Annotated in this window: 15 protein-coding genes and 1 pseudogene; 4 read left to right on the top strand and 12 right to left on the bottom strand. The window is 44.8% G+C overall.

The window, feature by feature from the left end:
* Nucleotides 1-14: 14 nt before the first annotated feature.
* The 6 genes from cydA to ACQEXR_RS01165 all read right to left on the bottom strand — a co-directional run bounded on the left by cydA (nucleotide 15) and on the right by ACQEXR_RS01165 (nucleotide 7463).
* Nucleotides 15-1601, bottom strand: coding sequence for a cytochrome ubiquinol oxidase subunit I (gene cydA / locus ACQEXR_RS01190; RefSeq protein WP_331415995.1), 1587 nt, complete (start codon nucleotides 1599-1601; stop codon nucleotides 15-17).
* Nucleotides 1602-2058: 457 nt separating this feature from the next.
* Entirely contained in the window at nucleotides 2059-3063 is a 1005-nt protein-coding gene (ruvB, locus tag ACQEXR_RS01185) for a Holliday junction branch migration DNA helicase RuvB (protein ID WP_138972447.1), read from the bottom strand.
* Nucleotides 3064-3075: 12 nt separating this feature from the next.
* A complete protein-coding gene (gene ruvA / locus ACQEXR_RS01180; protein ID WP_138972446.1) occupies nucleotides 3076-3693 on the bottom strand; it encodes a Holliday junction branch migration protein RuvA in 618 nt (205 codons plus the stop codon).
* 165 nt (nucleotides 3694-3858) lie between these two features.
* Nucleotides 3859-4380 (bottom strand): crossover junction endodeoxyribonuclease RuvC, encoded by a 522-nt coding sequence (ruvC, locus tag ACQEXR_RS01175; protein ID WP_269377204.1) that lies wholly within the window; start codon nucleotides 4378-4380, stop codon nucleotides 3859-3861.
* A gap of 57 nt (nucleotides 4381-4437) precedes the next feature.
* Entirely contained in the window at nucleotides 4438-6177 is a 1740-nt protein-coding gene (locus ACQEXR_RS01170) for a glycoside hydrolase family 36 protein (protein ID WP_427019616.1), read from the bottom strand.
* 296 nt (nucleotides 6178-6473) lie between these two features.
* Entirely contained in the window at nucleotides 6474-7463 is a 990-nt protein-coding gene (locus tag ACQEXR_RS01165) for a porin (protein WP_426951210.1), read from the bottom strand.
* A 371-nt stretch (nucleotides 7464-7834) separates the two neighbouring features.
* Here ACQEXR_RS01165 and ACQEXR_RS01160 point away from each other — a divergent pair, with 371 nt between their 5' ends.
* Nucleotides 7835-8581 carry a substrate-binding periplasmic protein gene (locus ACQEXR_RS01160; protein WP_427019615.1) on the top strand — a complete coding sequence of 249 codons (747 nt, stop codon included), beginning with the start codon at nucleotides 7835-7837 and terminating at the stop codon, nucleotides 8579-8581.
* A gap of 64 nt (nucleotides 8582-8645) precedes the next feature.
* On the opposite strand, the gene torA is transcribed toward ACQEXR_RS01160, so the two are convergent.
* The 3 genes and pseudogenes from torA to torE all read right to left on the bottom strand — a co-directional run bounded on the left by torA (nucleotide 8646) and on the right by torE (nucleotide 12545).
* Nucleotides 8646-11108, bottom strand: a complete 2463-nt coding sequence (gene torA, locus ACQEXR_RS01155) for a trimethylamine-N-oxide reductase TorA (protein WP_427019614.1) — start codon at nucleotides 11106-11108, stop codon at nucleotides 8646-8648.
* A gap of 24 nt (nucleotides 11109-11132) precedes the next feature.
* Nucleotides 11133-12315: pseudogene (gene torC / locus ACQEXR_RS01150) on the bottom strand (pentaheme c-type cytochrome TorC).
* Between the two features lie 50 nt (nucleotides 12316-12365).
* Nucleotides 12366-12545 (bottom strand): trimethylamine N-oxide reductase system protein TorE, encoded by a 180-nt coding sequence (torE, locus tag ACQEXR_RS01145; RefSeq protein ID WP_138972439.1) that lies wholly within the window; start codon nucleotides 12543-12545, stop codon nucleotides 12366-12368.
* 443 nt (nucleotides 12546-12988) lie between these two features.
* Here torE and ACQEXR_RS01140 point away from each other — a divergent pair, with 443 nt between their 5' ends.
* A complete protein-coding gene (locus ACQEXR_RS01140) occupies nucleotides 12989-13783 on the top strand; it encodes an ABC transporter permease (RefSeq protein ID WP_427019613.1) in 795 nt (264 codons plus the stop codon).
* 220 nt (nucleotides 13784-14003) lie between these two features.
* A complete protein-coding gene (locus ACQEXR_RS01135; protein ID WP_426967942.1) occupies nucleotides 14004-14129 on the top strand; it encodes a hypothetical protein in 126 nt (41 codons plus the stop codon).
* A gap of 58 nt (nucleotides 14130-14187) precedes the next feature.
* Here the strand turns inward: ACQEXR_RS01135 and focA are convergent, their stop codons facing one another.
* The gene (focA, locus tag ACQEXR_RS01130) at nucleotides 14188-15030 is read right to left on the bottom strand and encodes a formate transporter FocA (protein ID WP_269377350.1); all 843 of its coding nucleotides are present in this window, start codon (nucleotides 15028-15030) and stop codon (nucleotides 14188-14190) included.
* 545 nt (nucleotides 15031-15575) lie between these two features.
* On the opposite strand from focA, the gene ACQEXR_RS01125 reads away from it, so the two are divergent.
* Nucleotides 15576-15809, top strand: a complete 234-nt coding sequence (locus ACQEXR_RS01125) for a TIGR02647 family protein (protein ID WP_426951215.1) — start codon at nucleotides 15576-15578, stop codon at nucleotides 15807-15809.
* Here the strand turns inward: ACQEXR_RS01125 and ACQEXR_RS01120 are convergent.
* Together ACQEXR_RS01120 and ACQEXR_RS01115 are read right to left on the bottom strand one after the other, a co-directional pair.
* On the bottom strand, nucleotides 15802-16584 hold the full coding sequence (locus ACQEXR_RS01120; RefSeq protein WP_427019612.1) for a substrate-binding periplasmic protein: 783 nt from the start codon (nucleotides 16582-16584) through the stop codon (nucleotides 15802-15804). The genes ACQEXR_RS01125 and ACQEXR_RS01120 overlap by 8 nt on opposite strands.
* A 66-nt stretch (nucleotides 16585-16650) precedes the next feature.
* A complete protein-coding gene (locus tag ACQEXR_RS01115) occupies nucleotides 16651-17070 on the bottom strand; it encodes a PACE efflux transporter (RefSeq protein ID WP_426951218.1) in 420 nt (139 codons plus the stop codon).
* Between the last annotated feature and the right edge of the window lie 57 nt (nucleotides 17071-17127).

The following is a 17127-nucleotide window of genomic DNA, read 5'->3' as shown; positions in this document are numbered from 1 at the left end:
TAATCATCCCTCACTTAAACTTCGACTGAACGGCCGACTTTGTCTTCAACAGAGCTAGCGTTTTGTTCAAAGTGGTAGCGGCCTGTTTTCAGGCTGCTCGGCCCTTTACGCGCGAACTTAACCATTAGGTAAACTTCAGCGATGAGGAACACCGTGTAGAGCGCCAGAATGGCGAACAGTGACGTCCATAGTTCCGCAACAGTGAGCGCAGAAGAGGCTACGTGGGTCGGTAAGATTTCACCCACTGCCCATGGCTGACGACCGTACTCGGCAACGAACCACCCTGCTTCTACAGCAATCCAAGGTAGTGGGATGCTAAATAGTGCCGCTTTAAGAATCCAAGGCTTTTGTTCGATCTTCTGACGACATGTTTGAATAAACGCCGCGCCGAATACGAACAGCATGATGAAGCCACACGCGACCATGATGCGGAATGACCAGAATAGTGGCCAAACTTTAGGGATAGAATCATCCGCTGCCGCTTGGATTTGTTCTTCTGTCGCATCAACAACTTCGTCGGTGTAACGTTTCAGAAGTAGACCGTAACCAAGGTCACCTTTCACTTCATCAAACGCTGCCATGTTTTCTGGAGTTTTGTCGCCAGCACGCAGTTTCTCTAGCAACTCGTATGCGTACATACCCGTTCGGATACGCTCAACGTGCTGGTCACGTAAATCACGTAGACCAGTCACTTGCTCGTCGAATGAACGAGTCGCAATGATACCCATCACGTAAGGGATCTTAATGGCGTAATCGGTGTGCATTGTCTCTTGATTTGGCAGACCAAACAGAGTGAATGCTGCTGGAGCAGGTTCTGTGTGCCACTCTGCTTCTACTGCAGCAAGTTTCACTTTCTGAACTTCACCAAGCTCGTAACCAGATTCATCACCTAGGACGATAACGGATAGGATCGCAGCCATACCGAAAGAGGCAGCGATAGCAAATGAACGACGAGCGAACGCGATGTCACGACCTTTTAATAGGTAGTATGAGCTGATGCCTAGAATAAACATTGCGCCAGTCGTGTAACCAGAAGCAACCGTATGAACGAATTTAACCTGAGCAACTGGGTTTAGAACAACCTCAGCAAAGCTCACCATCTCCATACGCATGGTTTCGAAGTTAAATTCTGCGCCAACTGGGTTTTGCATCCAGCCGTTTGCCACGAGAATCCAAAGTGCTGAGAAGTTAGACCCAAGGGCTACAAGCCAAGTTACGGCTAAGTGTTGACGTTTTGATAAGCGATCCCAGCCAAAAAAGAACAGACCAACAAATGTCGATTCTAGGAAAAAGGCTACTAGTGCTTCGATCGCCAAAGGTGCACCGAAAATATCACCTACGTAATGTGAATAGTAAGACCAGTTGGTACCAAACTGGAACTCCATGGTTAGGCCGGTAGCCACGCCTAGAGCGAAGTTAATACCGAAAAGCTTACCCCAGAACTTTGTCATGTCCTTGTAGATTTGCTTGTCCGTCATTACGTACAGAGATTCCATGATGGCTAATAGGAAGGCCATACCTAGAGTCAGTGGTACGAAGAGGAAGTGATACATCGCTGTCAGTGCAAATTGCAATCGCGACAGATCAACTACGTCAATCATGTTTACTCCTATGTGTCGGCTGAAGACACTCTTTCCATTAATGCATTGTTATTAATCGTTGAACGAACTTAACCCGTGTTACCAGTTATAGGCAATGTGTTGCAAAAATGTACCGTAACGGTTAGTTAATTGTTAAGCATCAGCTAATATAGCTAGGACTAATATTACTGCTAAAAACAGGTTGTTTCAAAAGATTTATGGACAGAGTTCGCTTTGATTTACATCAACTTTTGCACGGCATTTGTGATTAAAAAAGCGCCACCTTGATCTGAATCAAGCATTTTGAAACTCATTTGTTAAGAGAGGGTTGCATACGGCTGTAAATTACTATTTATGCAAAACAAGTGGTTAACAAATCACTCATTTACATTACCTATTTAGTGGTAGGCAATTTAGTTTAATGTGATTTAGATCACTAATAATAAAAAGCCAGCAAGAATTTGCTGGCCGTGAAAACTTATTTTTCAATTCCGAAATGAAGATACGCTCTATCGGTAGCGATTCGCCCTCTTGGTGTCCGTTGCAGATAACCCTGTTGAATAAGATAAGGTTCAAGAACATCTTCAATCGTATCTTTTTCTTCGCCAATCGCGGCCGCCATGTTATCGAGCCCAACGGGACCACCGCCAAATTTTTCCATAATGGCTAAGAGCAGTTTCCTGTCCATGTAGTCGAATCCTTGAGCATCCACGTCAAGCATGTTGAGCGCTTTGTCTGCCACTTCAGCACAAATGTGACCGTCCCCCTTCACTTCCGCGTAGTCACGTACACGTCTAAGCAAGCGGTTAGCAATACGCGGTGTCCCACGTGCGCGACGCGCAACCTCTAGAGCACCTTCAGCTTCCATCGAAAGACCGAGACAATCCGCACTGCGTTGAACAATGTTTTGTAGATCTGGGATCTTGTAATACTCAAGACGCTGCGTAATACCAAAACGATCTCGCAAAGGAGAGGTCAGAGAGCCAGCACGCGTCGTCGCACCGATTAACGTGAACGGTGGTAAATCGATTTTAATTGAGCGAGCCGCTGGGCCTTCACCGATCATGATGTCTAACTGATAGTCTTCCATCGCTGGGTAGAGTACCTCTTCAACCATTGGGCTCAAGCGGTGAATTTCATCGATGAAGAGCACGTCGTTCTCTTCAAGGTTGGTCAATAAGGCGGCTAAATCGCCCGCTTTCTCCAACACAGGGCCGGAAGTTGTACGGATATTTACGTTCATTTCATTCGCGACAATGTTGGCTAAGGTCGTCTTACCTAAACCCGGAGGACCAAATATCAGCAGATGATCCAGTGCTTCATTTCTCAACTGAGCCGCTTTAATGAAGATTTCCATCTGGTTACGGACGTGATCTTGCCCTTTGTAGTCCTCTAACTTCTTAGGGCGTATCGCACGATCGATAACATCTTCTTCTTTGTAGATCGTATTGTCTGGTGCTATTAAGCGATCCGCTTCAATCATGACTGATACCTTTTAAACCATCGACTTCAGGGCTTCACGAATCAATTGCTCGCTACTCATCTCTGGTTTCATTACCTGAGAAACCACTTTTGAGGCTTGGACGGGTTTGTAACCCAACGCGAGCAGTGCACTGATCGCTTCTTCTTCTGCGCTCGACTGAGCAGCTTCTGGCACTGAGTCAATTGGTGCGGCATCAGTGTAAGGGGTAAAGAGATCACCAGCACTCCAACTTTTGAGACGATCTTTCATCTCAACCACAAGTCGCTCTGCCGTCTTTTTACCCACCCCTGGTAGCTTAACCAGTGTCGAGATATCTTCTCTTTCGACGCTGGCAACAAACTGGCTCGCCGTCATGCCCGATAATATGCCCAGACCCAGTTTAGGACCAACGCCATTTGCTTTAATCACTTCTCTAAACAACGCACGTTCTTTGACTGTATTAAAACCGTAGAGTAGCTGCGCATCTTCACGTACCACGAAGTGAGTATAGATGATTGCTTCTTCACCAACATTTGGTAGCTCATAGAAACAGCTCATCGGCATCTGAACTTCGTAGCCAATGCCGTTAACTTCAATCAATAATTCAGGTGGTTGTTTTTCAATTAGAATGCCGCGCAGACGTCCAATCACAGTGGATACTCTTAGAAATGAATTTGCGACAGGATAATAAAGAACTGGATAGACATCCAGTCCTTTATCATTATTGACTAGATTTTTGAGACAACTTGATCAAGTTGAGAGGTCAGGGTGCGGACTGCATCGACCTGTATGTTGAGCTCGGCACTATTGGTAGGTCTATCGATAACGACCTCGACGGGCACTGCTTGCCTTTCCTGCCATTGCAATCAAGGTTTTATTGGTATTGGCATGACAAATTGCCACGCCCAGTGCATCGGCAGCATCAGCTTGCGGACGACCAGGTAACTTCAGCATCTGTTGTACCATGTGCTGAACCTGCTCTTTGTCTGCCCCGCCCGTTCCTGTCACCGCTTGTTTGATCAATCTTGCCGCGTATTCGTAAACGGGCAGTTCAGCATTAACCGCAGCGACAATAGCGCTACCACGAGCTTGACCAAGCTTTAATGCTGAATCCGCGTTTCGTGCCATAAAGACTTGTTCTATGGCAAAAACGTCCGGTTGAAACTGAGTGATGATTTCTGAAACTCCGGCGTAAATCTGCTTCAATCGCCCAGGGAGCTCTTTTTCTGAGGTGCGTATACATCCACTACCAAGGTACTGGAGATGACGACCATTTTGACGTATGACCCCGTATCCCGTGATTCGAGAGCCAGGGTCAATACCAAGTATTACTGACATTGATACCTAATCGATATGTTTTTTTGTTCAGTGACACATGTTAAAGCACTCTTTGTGCTATATCGAGGTAATTATCGCTCGGCTTGATAAGCCTGACTCAAGACTCACTTCAATAACAGGGGTTGGCTCTGCCACCAGCTTCTCTCCGCTCCAGTAGTCGTACCAATAGACAGGTTGATCCGCAGTTAAAGTGATGTCACGTGCCGCTTGCTGATAATTAAACAGACAGTGTAATTCGTTTCTCTCTGTCAAAGGTAAATAGGCGTGATGGAGATTTAACGCAGTAAAGCGCGCCGCTTCCTGACAGTGTTTGTGCCTTAGCAGCAGTTTACTTAACGAACGTTGAGCAAACGGGGTCAGTTCGGTTAATGGATCGCCTGATAGCAATAGGCCCCCAGAGGCGAGTAGAACGTCACGGTGGAATTGGTAACTTTGTCTTTCTGCGGCTTGATTAGCAAGAGAAACAAACGTGGCACAATCTGGATCACACTGCCAAAGCTTACGGTGCTGCCAACTGCGATAGAAAGTCTCTTTGGCGATCTGTTCAAAGCGACGTTCGTTCCTCTCAACATCATCAGAGACCCGCATCGCGTCCACCAGACCAATAGATGGCCACATCGGCGCGTTGCAGCCTAAGATCAAACCATCACCCACGCCTTCTGCAATCGCTTCCATCCCAAGACGATAAGCTTCTACACCAGTGACTCCGCTTTGGCTTCTTTTGCCTTTGAGCGTGCCCCAATAGTTTGCATCAAGCTTAAACAGTTCTACTCCCCATTCCTCTCTCATCACTTTGACAACATGGGTCAAGTGCGCCTGAACCTCTGGGTGAGTCGTATCGAGAATGTACCAAGGCGTACATCGCCAACCAGCATAGGTTACATCATCGGCTTTGAGCAGGCTGTTATCTTGATGGCGTACAAACCAATCAGGGTGGTTTTTGAAAACCTCTGACTCAGGCTGAGCAATAAAAGGAGCTAACCAGATTGCTGGTTTTTTCCCAGCCGATTTAATCCGAGCAATAACGTTTTTAATTCCCGACGGAAACTTGTCAGAAGGGGTTAGCCAATCTCCCATAAAAGCCTGATACCCATCATCAAGCAAAACGTAATCCAGTTGAGCAAGTTTGCCCTGCATCTTTTCTAGATTGTCGTAGATATTTTGTTGGTTCACTTCCGCATAGTAGGCATACCAAGAACACCAGCCGATAGGCGAAGGTTTTGTCACGCCAGGCCTTGGAGTGTGATGCTGTGCAATCAAATCGGTAAAGTCACTATATAGACGAGACAGTGACTCGCCTTGTAAGCAGACAAGAGACTCTAACTGATTACTCGCCCAATCCAATGGATAAGTGTTTTCTCCATCCAAATACGCATTGATCATCAGACCACTTTCAGACTCTTCGATCTCAAAATAGCCCGCAAAGCGGTGGCATGACGTAAAGCCAAACAAGTTGTAGCCCTGAGAATCTTCAATCACCAAATAGTTGTAATAACGTTTATTGGCACTGCTCGGGTAGATACGGTAGCTAAGGCTATTATCAGGACAACGTCCAATGTCGATTGGCTCATCGACCGTCCCCGTGGTTTGCGCCAGCATTTGAAAGCCGTCCCCGAGCAATACAGCGCTGCGCTCAAAATTGAATTCCGTCTGACACAGTAAGAACCGTTGATCAAACTTGTCATTGCTCAGACCTTGGAAAGAGAATGAAAGCTGGTTTTTATCTTGGGTGATTTGAATTTGGTAACTTGGGACTAGGACTTTGCGACCATTGGCAAGTTCTAACTGCTGGGCCATATCAATACTCTGAACAAAACTGGAACCCGTCCATTACAGCACTCGCCTATTTTATTGTCCATTTCATCAACAGTACAAAAGCGTACTCTCATCACGTTTCAGATTTTTATCGCTTTAGTCCAGGTTTCAAATAGACACGCATTTTTTAGTGAATTCACTGCTTAATGTGCTTTTTTGGAAACGAAACAGCCCTCCATCTCCGGAGGGCAAAAAGGCAGTGGATTATTGCGCAAAGCGTCCTGCTTTATAACAAACGACCTGCAATGCAGGCCGTAAAAGTAAGAGCCTAAACTTGATTAGAAGTCGTAAGCAACTTTGAAGAACGCTTCTAGATCATCGTTGCCGTTTTCGTCAGTTAGGTCAACTTTGAAATCGACTAGCGTAGAAAGTTTGTTAGTGATTTGGTAAGACGCACCGAAGTTAGTGTACTGCGTATCGAAGTCATTCGCTGCGTAACCTTCTTGGTGTGCGTAGCCGATTGCTAGGTACAGTTTATCCATAGTGTAGCCAGCAGATGCGCTGTATAGCATTGAGTCGTCGCCGTTGAATTTTTCATGTTGAGCAACGTTAGCACCAATCGCGATATCACCAAAGTTAACCACACCATTAACTAGCATGATTTGCTCGATGCCGTCTTTGCTGTTTTTCTCGTCGTTGTTTTCGTAACCAGCGTTAACTTGGAACTTGTCGTTTTGGTAACCAACGTAGCCGTTAAAGCCTTTTTGACCAGTCGCGTCTGCTTCGCGGTCACCGTAGTAAGAAATCGCGTATTTGAAGCCTTCTTTGATACCTTCAAACTTAACCACTTGGTTTACATCTGAAGCATCAGAAGCTGAAGCGCCGAATTCGATTGTTAGGTCTGCTGCGCCGTCAACTGCATCTAGCGCAGAATCATTTGCGTAACCGATAGTCGCAACACCAAAACCAGTTTTGTAACCAACCCAAGCGTCGATTACAGTGAATTTAGCGTCCATAGAAGAGTAGTTATCAGCTAGGTCAAATTCACCCGCGAACTGACCAAGAACGTTACCTTTCTGGTAGTTTACGAATAGGTCAAAACCCGTTACGCCACCGTTGTAAAATTCTTCTTTTTCAGCACCATCTTTACGACCTTCTTGGTAGTAACCACCAACGGCTACTTGACCACCTACAGAGAACTCGTCACCAGATAGGATAAGGTCGATGATTGATTCACGTGCACGCTCAGATACATCTTGGTTTACATCGTTTGCGATCGCTGAACCAGCAACAAGAGAAAGTGCTACTGCTAATACTGTCTTTTTCATTTTTATTTGTTCCTATATATTTTTATTTATGAGCGTCATACACCATCTGCTCGCTCTGATGGCAGAAACTATTCGCCCTACTGATAATTAACAAATAAAACAATCGAAAAAGAACTAAGAAATCATAATGCGCAATCGATAAAAACCTAACAAAAGCTAAAAACAGCGCACCTTTTCGCCATTAATGGTGATAAATTTAGACAAAGATCACAATAATTGTGAGTTTTTATCTAAACATTTTAAAAACCAATGAGTTAATAAAGTTCAAAATAATTAATTCATTTTCTCAGCCAATGAGACAATCAAGAAAAACTCTTTCGCTTGACATGCGTCGACTAAACTCAAAGTACAGTCAATAAAGAGTAACCCTTTTGTTTACAAGCCGTCTTAAGATCACCGTTTGCATCACATTGAGTCTATGGGCAAGCTCCACTGCGGCAGAGACCTTGCATGCAGCCCAAACAGCTTGGCCTCCATTTATCATGGATTCTCCCATTGGCAAAGGCATCGCCCATGACATGGTCGTTAATGCGCTCACCTCTTCAGGTTACACAGTCCAATTTACCGAGAAACCTTGGGCAAGAATTCTTAAAGAGACCATCAAAGGCAAAAACGACGTCATTATCGCAATATGGAAAACGGAAGAGCGAGAAAAGACCTTTCTGTTTACGCAACCTTACATGTATAACCAAATGGCCGTTGTTTCGTTGCGAAAGAGCAACTTCAAGTTCAAGTCCTTAGAGAGCTTTAAAGATAAGCGCGTTGCTCTGATTAACGGTTACGCCTATGCGGGAAGCCTACTTGAGTATGACCAAATGAAGCCAGTTATATCGATCGACCTTCCGAACAGCATTCGCCTTGTCCTCACAGAAAGAGCCGATGCTTTGGTTACCGATGAAGTGGTAGGAGAATGGACGATTAAAGAAATGGGGATTGATAGAGGGCAACTCGCTTTTAGCGACGTCTACCTCGACTCGACACCCTTGTACGCTGCTGTGCGCAAGAGCCACCCACAAGCGGAACAAATTGTCGAGGTACTGAACAAATTCTTCGACCAACAAGCCGCACAAGAATTGCAGAGCCTAAAAACGCGCTACGGACTAAACAGTAAGCGCTAAATGTCAAAAAACGAGCAAAAAAATACCAGCATATTGGCTGGTATTTTTTATCTCTTCGACGTGATTAAGCCACTTCGATTGGACCACCGAATGAGGTGACTGGCGGTACTTTGCCAGTGAACTTCTCAAAGTCTACGATACATGTGTTCGCAGATGTTGCCTGAGCAAGCTCAGATGAACCGATGTCCATGGTCAATGTGTTTGGATCGCCGTAAGTACAGATTGCGCCCTCTTTCTCGTTCAGAGGACCATACCAAGCACCTTCTTCGATACGAACAACACCACGAGGGTAGCTATCTGTAACAACCGCACCCGCTAACAGTTGGCCACGGTCGTTGAATACACGAACTAAATCGCCATCTTTAATGCCTTTTGCTTTCGCATCGGCAGGATTGATGTAGATAGGTTCACGACCTTGAACCGCGTAAGTCGCACGGAACTCTTCCGATTCACACATCTGAGAGTGAAGACGCTTATCTGGGTGACACGATTGTAGCCAGTACGGGTGTTTGTCTGAACCTGGACCGCCGTGAGAACGCTCTGTCTTCTCGAACCACATTGGGTGCTCTTGACAGTGTTCATAACCGTAACGACCGATCTTACGAGAAGTAATCTCTAGGAAACCTGACGGTGTACCTAGAGGGTTGAGCTCCGGATCTTTACGGAAATCTGCGTGGCGAACCCAAGGCTGACCTTCACCAAAGTCGAGTACGCTCTTCTCCCAGAACTCTGCAAATTCTGGCATTTCGAACTTACCTTTGTTGGCATCACGACAATCGTTGTAAAGGCTCTCAATCCACTCCATTTCGCTCATGCCACGAGTGTACTCCTCACGGCGACCAAAACGTTGAGTCAGCTCACTCATGATTTGGAAGTCAGGCTTAGATTGGAACAGAGGATCCACTAAGCGGTGCATGGCAATCAGACCTTTGCTTGAGTATGAACCGTACACGTCGATGTCGTTACGTTCCCACTGCGTACAAGCAGGTAGCACGATATCTGAGAAACGACACGTTGCTGTCCAAGCAAACTCAATCGTTACCACAGTTTGAAGCTTTTTGAATGCTTTCTTCATGCGGTTGCGATCTTGGTGGTGGTGCCAAGGGTTGTTACCCGAAATCACCATCATCTTGAAGTCTGGTAGCTTAACTTTACCGCCGTTGTAATTGATCTCTTTACCTGGTTCTAGTAGACAGTCGATCCAACGCGCAACCGGAATAGTACGGCTGTAACCATTGAAGTCGTTGTTGTCCCATTTCGGTTTCATACCTTGGTCAAGGTTACGTGGGAAACCACCAGGGCCAGCAAAACCAGTCGAAGGTACACCGATACTTGAGTAGTGGTGACCGTAAGAGATACCGCCGCCAGGTAGACCGATTTGACCGACCATAGCGGCAACAACAGCCGCTGCCCAGTATGGCTGCTCACCGTGTTGTTGACGTTGAATACACCAACCCATAAGGATCTGAGTACGACCATTAACCAGCATACGAGCAAATTCGCGAATCTTGTCTGCTTTAACGCCACAGATTTCCGCTGCCCATTCAGGCGTCTTAACAACTTTATCTTTTGTCTCACCCTGAACGTACTGAATAAACTCGTTGAAACCTAGACAGTAAGTCTCAATGAACTTCTTGTCATAAAGGTTTTCGTTGTAAAGCACGTGCGCTACAGCCAGCATGAATGCAACGTCTGTCATCGGGTTGATGTACAGGTGGTCGTTTTCTAGGTAGCGTTGAGTCTTGTTCTTAACTGGGTCAACAGACAGAACGTTGATCTCACCTTTAGCGACTTTTTCTTTCAATTGAGCGAGGTACTTGTACGACTCGTGAGTCTCACAGTTCCAACCTACTTGGAGGTTTTTCACTGGGTCATTTGCCCACAAGATGATGTTGTCAGAGTTATCTAAAATCTCTGACCAAGATGTACCTTGCGCGTATACCTCGGTAGAACCTAGAACGTATGGCAGAATGGTTTGACCTGCACCTGTAGAGTAGTCACCCACTTTAGTGATGAAGTTACCATGCATGCCAACCGCACGTTGCATGTGTGCTGTACAGTTGTTGAACGAACCAGTTTGGTTCCAACCCGTTTGACCCGCGTGTAAAGCCCATGGACCGTAGTCTTTCTGTACGCGCTCTAGCTCACGGTAGAACAAGTCTAACGCTTCGTCCCAAGTCACTCGGATAAAACGGTTGTTACCGCGTGTCTCCGCACTGTATTTGTGTTTCTTCAACCAATCTAGACGTACCATTGGGTAACGCACACGTGATGGGCTGTAGAGAATGCCTTTGATACCGTTAAGCATCTCTGTTGGGTTCTTATCTAACTCTAGCGGCTTGATCTCTTGAACTTTACCCGCGTAGATGTGGGCGCGGAACGCGCCCCAGTGTGAACCTGTTACTTTCCAAGTACCTACGGTCTCAGCTGCGTTTGCAGAAGCAGACGCTAATAAGCTCGGACCGATTACTGACGCCGCACTTGTCGTTGCAACGCCTTTAAGAAAACTTCTTCGTGTAATAGCCATTTAAATTACTCCATCCGACGCTTATTAGTGGTGACCTTCAGCATAATCTGAAGAGTGCTTCTGTAGATATTTCAGGATAAGTGCTTCGCTATCTGTATCCAAGTTAACGAACGCTAGCATACCGTCGAACATACCAGGCCATGTGTTGGCATCAAAGTGCGCTTCAGCTGGCTGTGTATGACAGACTGAACAGTTTGTCTTGTACGCTTCCTTCGATTTTTCCCACACTGGAGTGATATCGTTCAGCATAGATTCTTTCTTGATCCATACTTTCGCAGCCACTTTCTCCCAAGGAAGACCCGTTAGCTCGTCTACTCGCTTCTCACCTGTTGTCACCACGTTGCTATCAGTTGATGCTTCTTTAAGAAGTGAAGCCACCGCAATGTTTTTGCCGAAATCTTCTTGAATCACGCGACCAAAGCCTTTCGCTTTGCGCCAGCCATCGATTTCGATTTCAGCAAAGTCACCTTTGTCTGCAATCACTTTTACCGTAGATGCAGGGTTTAGTAGACCCGCTTCTTGAGTACCTTCAGCATCGAAGTACACTGGCAAGTGACGAACACTCACTAGTGACTGACCAACACCATAGTTGGTATTTGATGCCAATGCTTCTAAATCACCAACGATACCGCCAATGCTGTCCATACCTGCTGGTAGTTTGTGGGCAATACCTTTATGACAGTCAACACAACTTTGATCTTTTTCTGCTGCTTGTTTCATCTGGATACGTGCAGTCGGAGACATTTGCTCGAAGTCCATCGATTCGTAGTTGTGACAGTTTTTACACTCTAGCGATTTGTTCGCAGAGAAACGATCCCACTCGTGCTTAGCAAGCTCAATACGACGCTCCTCGAATACTCCTGGTTCATCGTAGTTACCAAATACCTGAGCGAACACTTCTTTTGAAGCCTGCATCTTACGAGCGATTTTGTCAGTCCAGTTATGTGGTACGTGGCAGTCTGGACAAGTCGCGCGAACACCAGAGTGGTTTTTCCAGTGAACGGTTTCTTGAAGCTCTACGTATACGTTGTCACGCATGGTGTGGCAACTGACACAGAACTCTTCAGTGTTAGGCTTCCAAAGCAGTGTTAAAGCCACCCCAGAAGATAACACCCGCAATAAAGCCGCCCATAGTCAGCACACCTAGGCTGATATGAACTGCAGGGCGTGTCATGGTACGCCACAGTTTAATGATCAATGATTTCATGTTTTGCTCTCTTAAAATCTTTTTAAAAATGTGGAATTGAGCTCATTGGCCTACATGCCATGAGCACCTGGAGGACCCATAAAGAATACTTGCAGCATCCACACTAGGAATCCGTAACCGCCTACGAACGCCACACTTAAAACAGGGAAGAGAACAACCGCGATGAAGAGGAATGACTTCCACTCCAGAGAGCGTTTTTCACCACTCTCGATTTTATTAACATCACTCATACATTTGCCTATTTTGTATCTAGTGTTATTGGTTAGCTCTATCGAATAAGCTAAAGTTTTTTTACAATCTCTAAAGAGAAATGTTAGACCATACTCTTAGTAGGGTTCAATCAATTCCGGACGTTCTGCCCTTGTTATCCAACACTTTTTTGAGCTCATCCAGAGTTGTGTTTAATTGCATTCTGATGTGTCAATATACGCCTAAATGTGAAGAATTGTTAATAGTGAATAAACTGTTAAAATCACCCATTACGCGCATCATTTGGATAACATTTATTAACATATACCACTTTAGAGGCACACAACTATCGTGCTAATTTTAGCCCATTTGTAACCATGATGTAGCTAAAATGAGTGCTTTTTCTTATGTTTACCGAATTCAAGACAAGGTGAGGCTGTTCTGTAGTCTGATAAACTAGCGACGGACTAATTGAGGGAAAATTATGGACAGTGTTATAGACATAGATTGGCTGGTTTTGGCGATATTCTTCAGCTTGCTAGCTGTCCCACTACTTTGCGATCGCTACTACCAGCTTGATCTAGGAAAGGATATTTTCATCAGTGTAGCACGTATGACATTGCAGCTTATACTGGTCGGCATCTATCTAGAATACTTATTTACTATCAATAGCTTAATTGTAAATTTACTTTGGCTGATACTCATGTTGCTCATTGGTTCCAGTGCCATCATTAGCAAAGCCAAATTGCCCGCCTCTAGGCTCATGCTGCCCATCACAACAGGTTTGGTTGTGGGGCTTTTGCCGATACTTTCAATTATCACGTTATTGGTCATCAAACCCATGCCGCTGTTTAATGCTCAATATTTAATTCCCCTTGCAGGTATGCTTTTGGGTAACTCTATGAGTGGTAATATCGTCTCTATGCAGACCTTTTTCTCAGGGCTCGAAACTCGTCGCAGTGAATACGAAGCCGCGTTGTCTTTAGGTGCATCCCCATATTACGCCACTCAACCCTTTGTGCGTGATGCGATTCGTCGTTCACTCGTTCCGACCATTGCCACAATGGCTACGACAGGTTTGGTTACCCTACCGGGAATGATGACTGGGCAAATTTTAGGCGGCGCAAGTCCTATTATCGCCATTAAATATCAGTTAATGATCATGGTTGCGATCTTTGTGATGATGACGATTTCTATCGTCTCTGCGCTCAAGCTGACGGTGAGAAACTGTATTAGCAAGGAAGGACGTATACTGGTTCACATCCCATCTACCAAATGATCTCGTAAGTTGTCTCAATGGGATTTTGGATCTTATCCACAGATTCTGTGGATAACCGTGGTGATACATCCATTACAACTGGTCTATCCAGAGCTTACAGAGAGGTCAATAAAAAAATTTCTTTGCATTCATGCGCATAAAATTTAATTCACGCAACGTAATAATCTTGTCATCTGACCCACTTAGGTTGTCACTCAGGACTTACTAGAGGGATAAAGTAATGTATTTCAATGGCAGTGACGCTACCAATACTGATAGCGAGAATAGTGATTTTCGTGACTGGCTAAAAGATGAACCAAGAGAGATTCAGGCGTTAGATGAATGGCTGGGTGTCGAATATCGATAAGTGGTTTTGCTACTAAAAAAGGCTCACAAATGTGAGCCTTATATCAAGAGATATGCGGTTAGTCTCTTAGATAGATCAACCAGTACCACATTCCGACAAACACTCCGCCGCCAATAATGTTACCTAGTGTCACTGGAATTAGGTTGTTAGTAATAAAATCGATCATGTTGAGGTCGGCATAATCAGCAATATTCGCCCCCGTCATCTGCCAAAACTCAGCTGGCGCAAAATACTTGATGCCGATAGCCATTGGCACTTGGAACATGTTCGCAATACAGTGTTCAAATCCGGCAGATACGAACATCGCGACAGGTAAAATCATCACTGCAATCTTGTCGGTAAGTGTACGTCCACTAAAGGTCATCCATACAGCGACACAGACTAGTACGTTACACATTACCCCCAAAGCAACAGCGGATAAAAACGTGTGATGTAGCTTATGCTGGGAAATCGCCATTGCGTTAAGACCAACCTGACCATGGTCAAACATGTACTGTTTGGTCATCAACATACAAACAACAAGCAACAAGGCACCAATAAGATTTCCACCGTAGACAACCAGCCAGTTTTTAAACAGCATTTTCCACGTAATCTTGCCACTGGCACGCGCCACTAAGGTCAAAACAGAACTGGTAAACAGCTCCCCACCCGTCACCACCACAAGGATCAGACCTAAGCTGAAGGCAAGGCCACCCAGCAGGCGTGTGATGCCCCAAGGCAGGTCACCTGCACCTGTCGTTACTATGGTATAGAACACAAATGCGATACCAATATGGATACCTGCGGAGATCGCCAATAGGAATGATTTAACAGGGTCTTTGGTTGCTTTGCCTACGCCAATTTCTGCCGCACGCTCAGCCATTTGAGGAGGTAATAATGAATCAAACTGATTGAGATTTATCATCGGGAAACATTTTGCAACATATGGGTTAGTGGGCGCGGATAATTACGTGAATTGTGATCAAATTCAAGCGTTAAATCATTCAAGTAGACAAAATCTTTTTCACCTCATGAAAACTAAGGCTAATACAAAGATAAATTTAGATAAATGCTCATTAAATCAATTAAAAATAGCATTCAAAATCAATAATTTAAATATCAATTACTACTAAAGTAGAGCGCTGATTATTGTTTTAGTTTGAATATTCATAATAACAAACTTTATTATGCTTGTTGGCTATTAGACATTAGTATACTGACCCATTTCGCCATAACTTAAATCCCTAACATTCGGGAGATTGCCCCTAATAATGACAAGCCAATATTCCGCTTAGCAGATAATTCTTTGATTCTGATCTAGTCTCTCTTCGATTGCACAGCAGATAACCAATTTCGTTCTATCCTGTTGTTAAAGTAAGGCTTGGATAACATTTCTCAACTCATTGAGTTGCCGATTCACATCATCCTGATTACCTTGAATCCAGTACGTTCGATAAGGAATTAATTATGAAATTTACGCCTGACCATATGGCTGAACTTAATCTCTTGCTTCAGTTTGATATCAGTAGTGCTGCAACCGGTATTAAAGTTCACCATGACGCTTCTAAAGAGATGCAGGCGGCTGTACAGCGCCTATATGAGAAAGGGTTGTGCACACTTCCTGATGGTGGCTACTTAACTGACGAAGGTATTGAAATGGCTGAGCACGCAGACAAAGCTCTGCGCGTACTTTCTAGTTAGTTTCTTGCATCCCTTGCTCTGAGGCAGGCAATGTGACCCCAAGTAGTTGGATCTGGTTATGTTGTTCTATGATTGCCTCAACATCGATCTTCTCTAGACCTTGATTGAAAATAGCACGCCAGTTGTTCCCTTCTGGCGTGTTTTTGAATGCAAGATAGAGTAACTTACTCTCCAACATCCTACTGTTCATCCTAATCATCTTCGACAGCATCTTCTTACGCGGGTCGATACGGATTAAATAATCTAAAACGTTCGCGTCAATGACTGCGGCATCTAATCGTCCCTTAGCCACTTTGTGGATATTGATAGTGTCATTGGCAGAGGCTTCGACCTGAATTAAACCTTGACTGACCATGCCATCAAACTGTTTTGTGTTGATGTACCCTTGAACCACTCCAATTCGCAACATCTGTAACTCTTCAAGTTGGCTCCAAGAGATAGGTCTGTTAACATTCTCCACCAGCCCTAATGGCCCACTACCTATCGGGTCAGAAAAGACAAACTCACTGGTTTCAAAATAATACTCAGGAAAATAGCCAATATACTGATCTTTTTTTGATGCTAAAGCGACACTCCGTACCCAAGGTTTAAATTCAACCACCAGCTCATACCCCATCGTAGAAAAAGCGGCTCGGGCAATGGCCACTGAGAATCCATTGTCAGACAATGACTCACCAGAATATGGCGGCCAGTCTAGCGACGTCATATAAACCCTCGGTGCGGGTTGAACCGCCAAGGAATAGAGTAACAGACAGGTTAGGAGCAGCCACTTCATACTTATCTAGGTATCCACCAAGACGGATAAGACACTCTTTAATAATAGGACGCTCTCCGCATTGCGCTAAACTCTTGCTGTTAACCATCTATAAGGTTGCACTCGGTCATAACACCAGTTAAACCCAGTCGCGTAGAAAAAGAAGAACACGAGAAATCCTGCTTCCAACATTATCGCTTCTAGAACTCCTATGGCTAAAAACCACGCAATGCTCGGCACCGTAATAAAAATCAGCCCTCCTTCAAAGCCGCATGTATGCAGCAAGCGCACTCGTAACGTTCGTTGTTGACGGGGAACAGCACACAGCCGATCAAACGCTATGTTGTAGGCGTAATTCCAAACCACAGTAAAAAGACTCAGTCCAATCCCTACAAGCGCTAAGTCACTGGTTTCTTTTCCAGTAATCAAGGAGGTCACTGGGATAATGATCGCTAGGGCGAATGCCTCAAAGGATACCGCGTGAAAAATACGTTCTTTAGTCTGCATCTTAATATCTCTGTTTGATCTCAACTTGAAGCGACATAATCATCTACAATCAAGATA

The organism is Vibrio sp. TRT 2004 (assembly GCF_050113735.1).
Classification (GTDB): domain Bacteria; phylum Pseudomonadota; class Gammaproteobacteria; order Enterobacterales; family Vibrionaceae; genus Vibrio.
The sequence above is the reverse complement of the archived record's forward strand: the minus strand, read 5'-3'. Positions and strand labels throughout refer to the sequence as shown.

Bases quoted from the DNA above. Each gene is read 5' to 3' on its own strand.
- ACQEXR_RS01170 (WP_427019616.1), bottom strand. From the start codon at position 6,177: ATGGCCCAGCAGTTAGAACTTGCCAATGGTCGCAAAGTCCTAGTCCCA.
- torA (WP_427019614.1), bottom strand. From the start codon at position 11,108: ATGGCTATTACACGAAGAAGTTTTCTTAAAGGCGTTGCAACGACAAGT.
- ACQEXR_RS01125 (WP_426951215.1), top strand. From the start codon at position 15,576: ATGAAATTTACGCCTGACCATATGGCTGAACTTAATCTCTTGCTTCAG.
- ACQEXR_RS01135 (WP_426967942.1), top strand. From the start codon at position 14,004: ATGTATTTCAATGGCAGTGACGCTACCAATACTGATAGCGAGAATAGT.
- ruvB (WP_138972447.1), bottom strand. From the start codon at position 3,063: ATGATTGAAGCGGATCGCTTAATAGCACCAGACAATACGATCTACAAA.
- torE (WP_138972439.1), bottom strand. From the start codon at position 12,545: ATGAGTGATGTTAATAAAATCGAGAGTGGTGAAAAACGCTCTCTGGAG.
- ACQEXR_RS01120 (WP_427019612.1), bottom strand. From the start codon at position 16,584: ATGAAGTGGCTGCTCCTAACCTGTCTGTTACTCTATTCCTTGGCGGTT.
- ACQEXR_RS01165 (WP_426951210.1), bottom strand. From the start codon at position 7,463: ATGAAAAAGACAGTATTAGCAGTAGCACTTTCTCTTGTTGCTGGTTCA.
- ACQEXR_RS01115 (WP_426951218.1), bottom strand. From the start codon at position 17,070: ATGCAGACTAAAGAACGTATTTTTCACGCGGTATCCTTTGAGGCATTC.
- ruvC (WP_269377204.1), bottom strand. From the start codon at position 4,380: ATGTCAGTAATACTTGGTATTGACCCTGGCTCTCGAATCACGGGATAC.
- cydA (WP_331415995.1), bottom strand. From the start codon at position 1,601: ATGATTGACGTAGTTGATCTGTCGCGATTGCAATTTGCACTGACAGCG.
- ACQEXR_RS01140 (WP_427019613.1), top strand. From the start codon at position 12,989: ATGGACAGTGTTATAGACATAGATTGGCTGGTTTTGGCGATATTCTTC.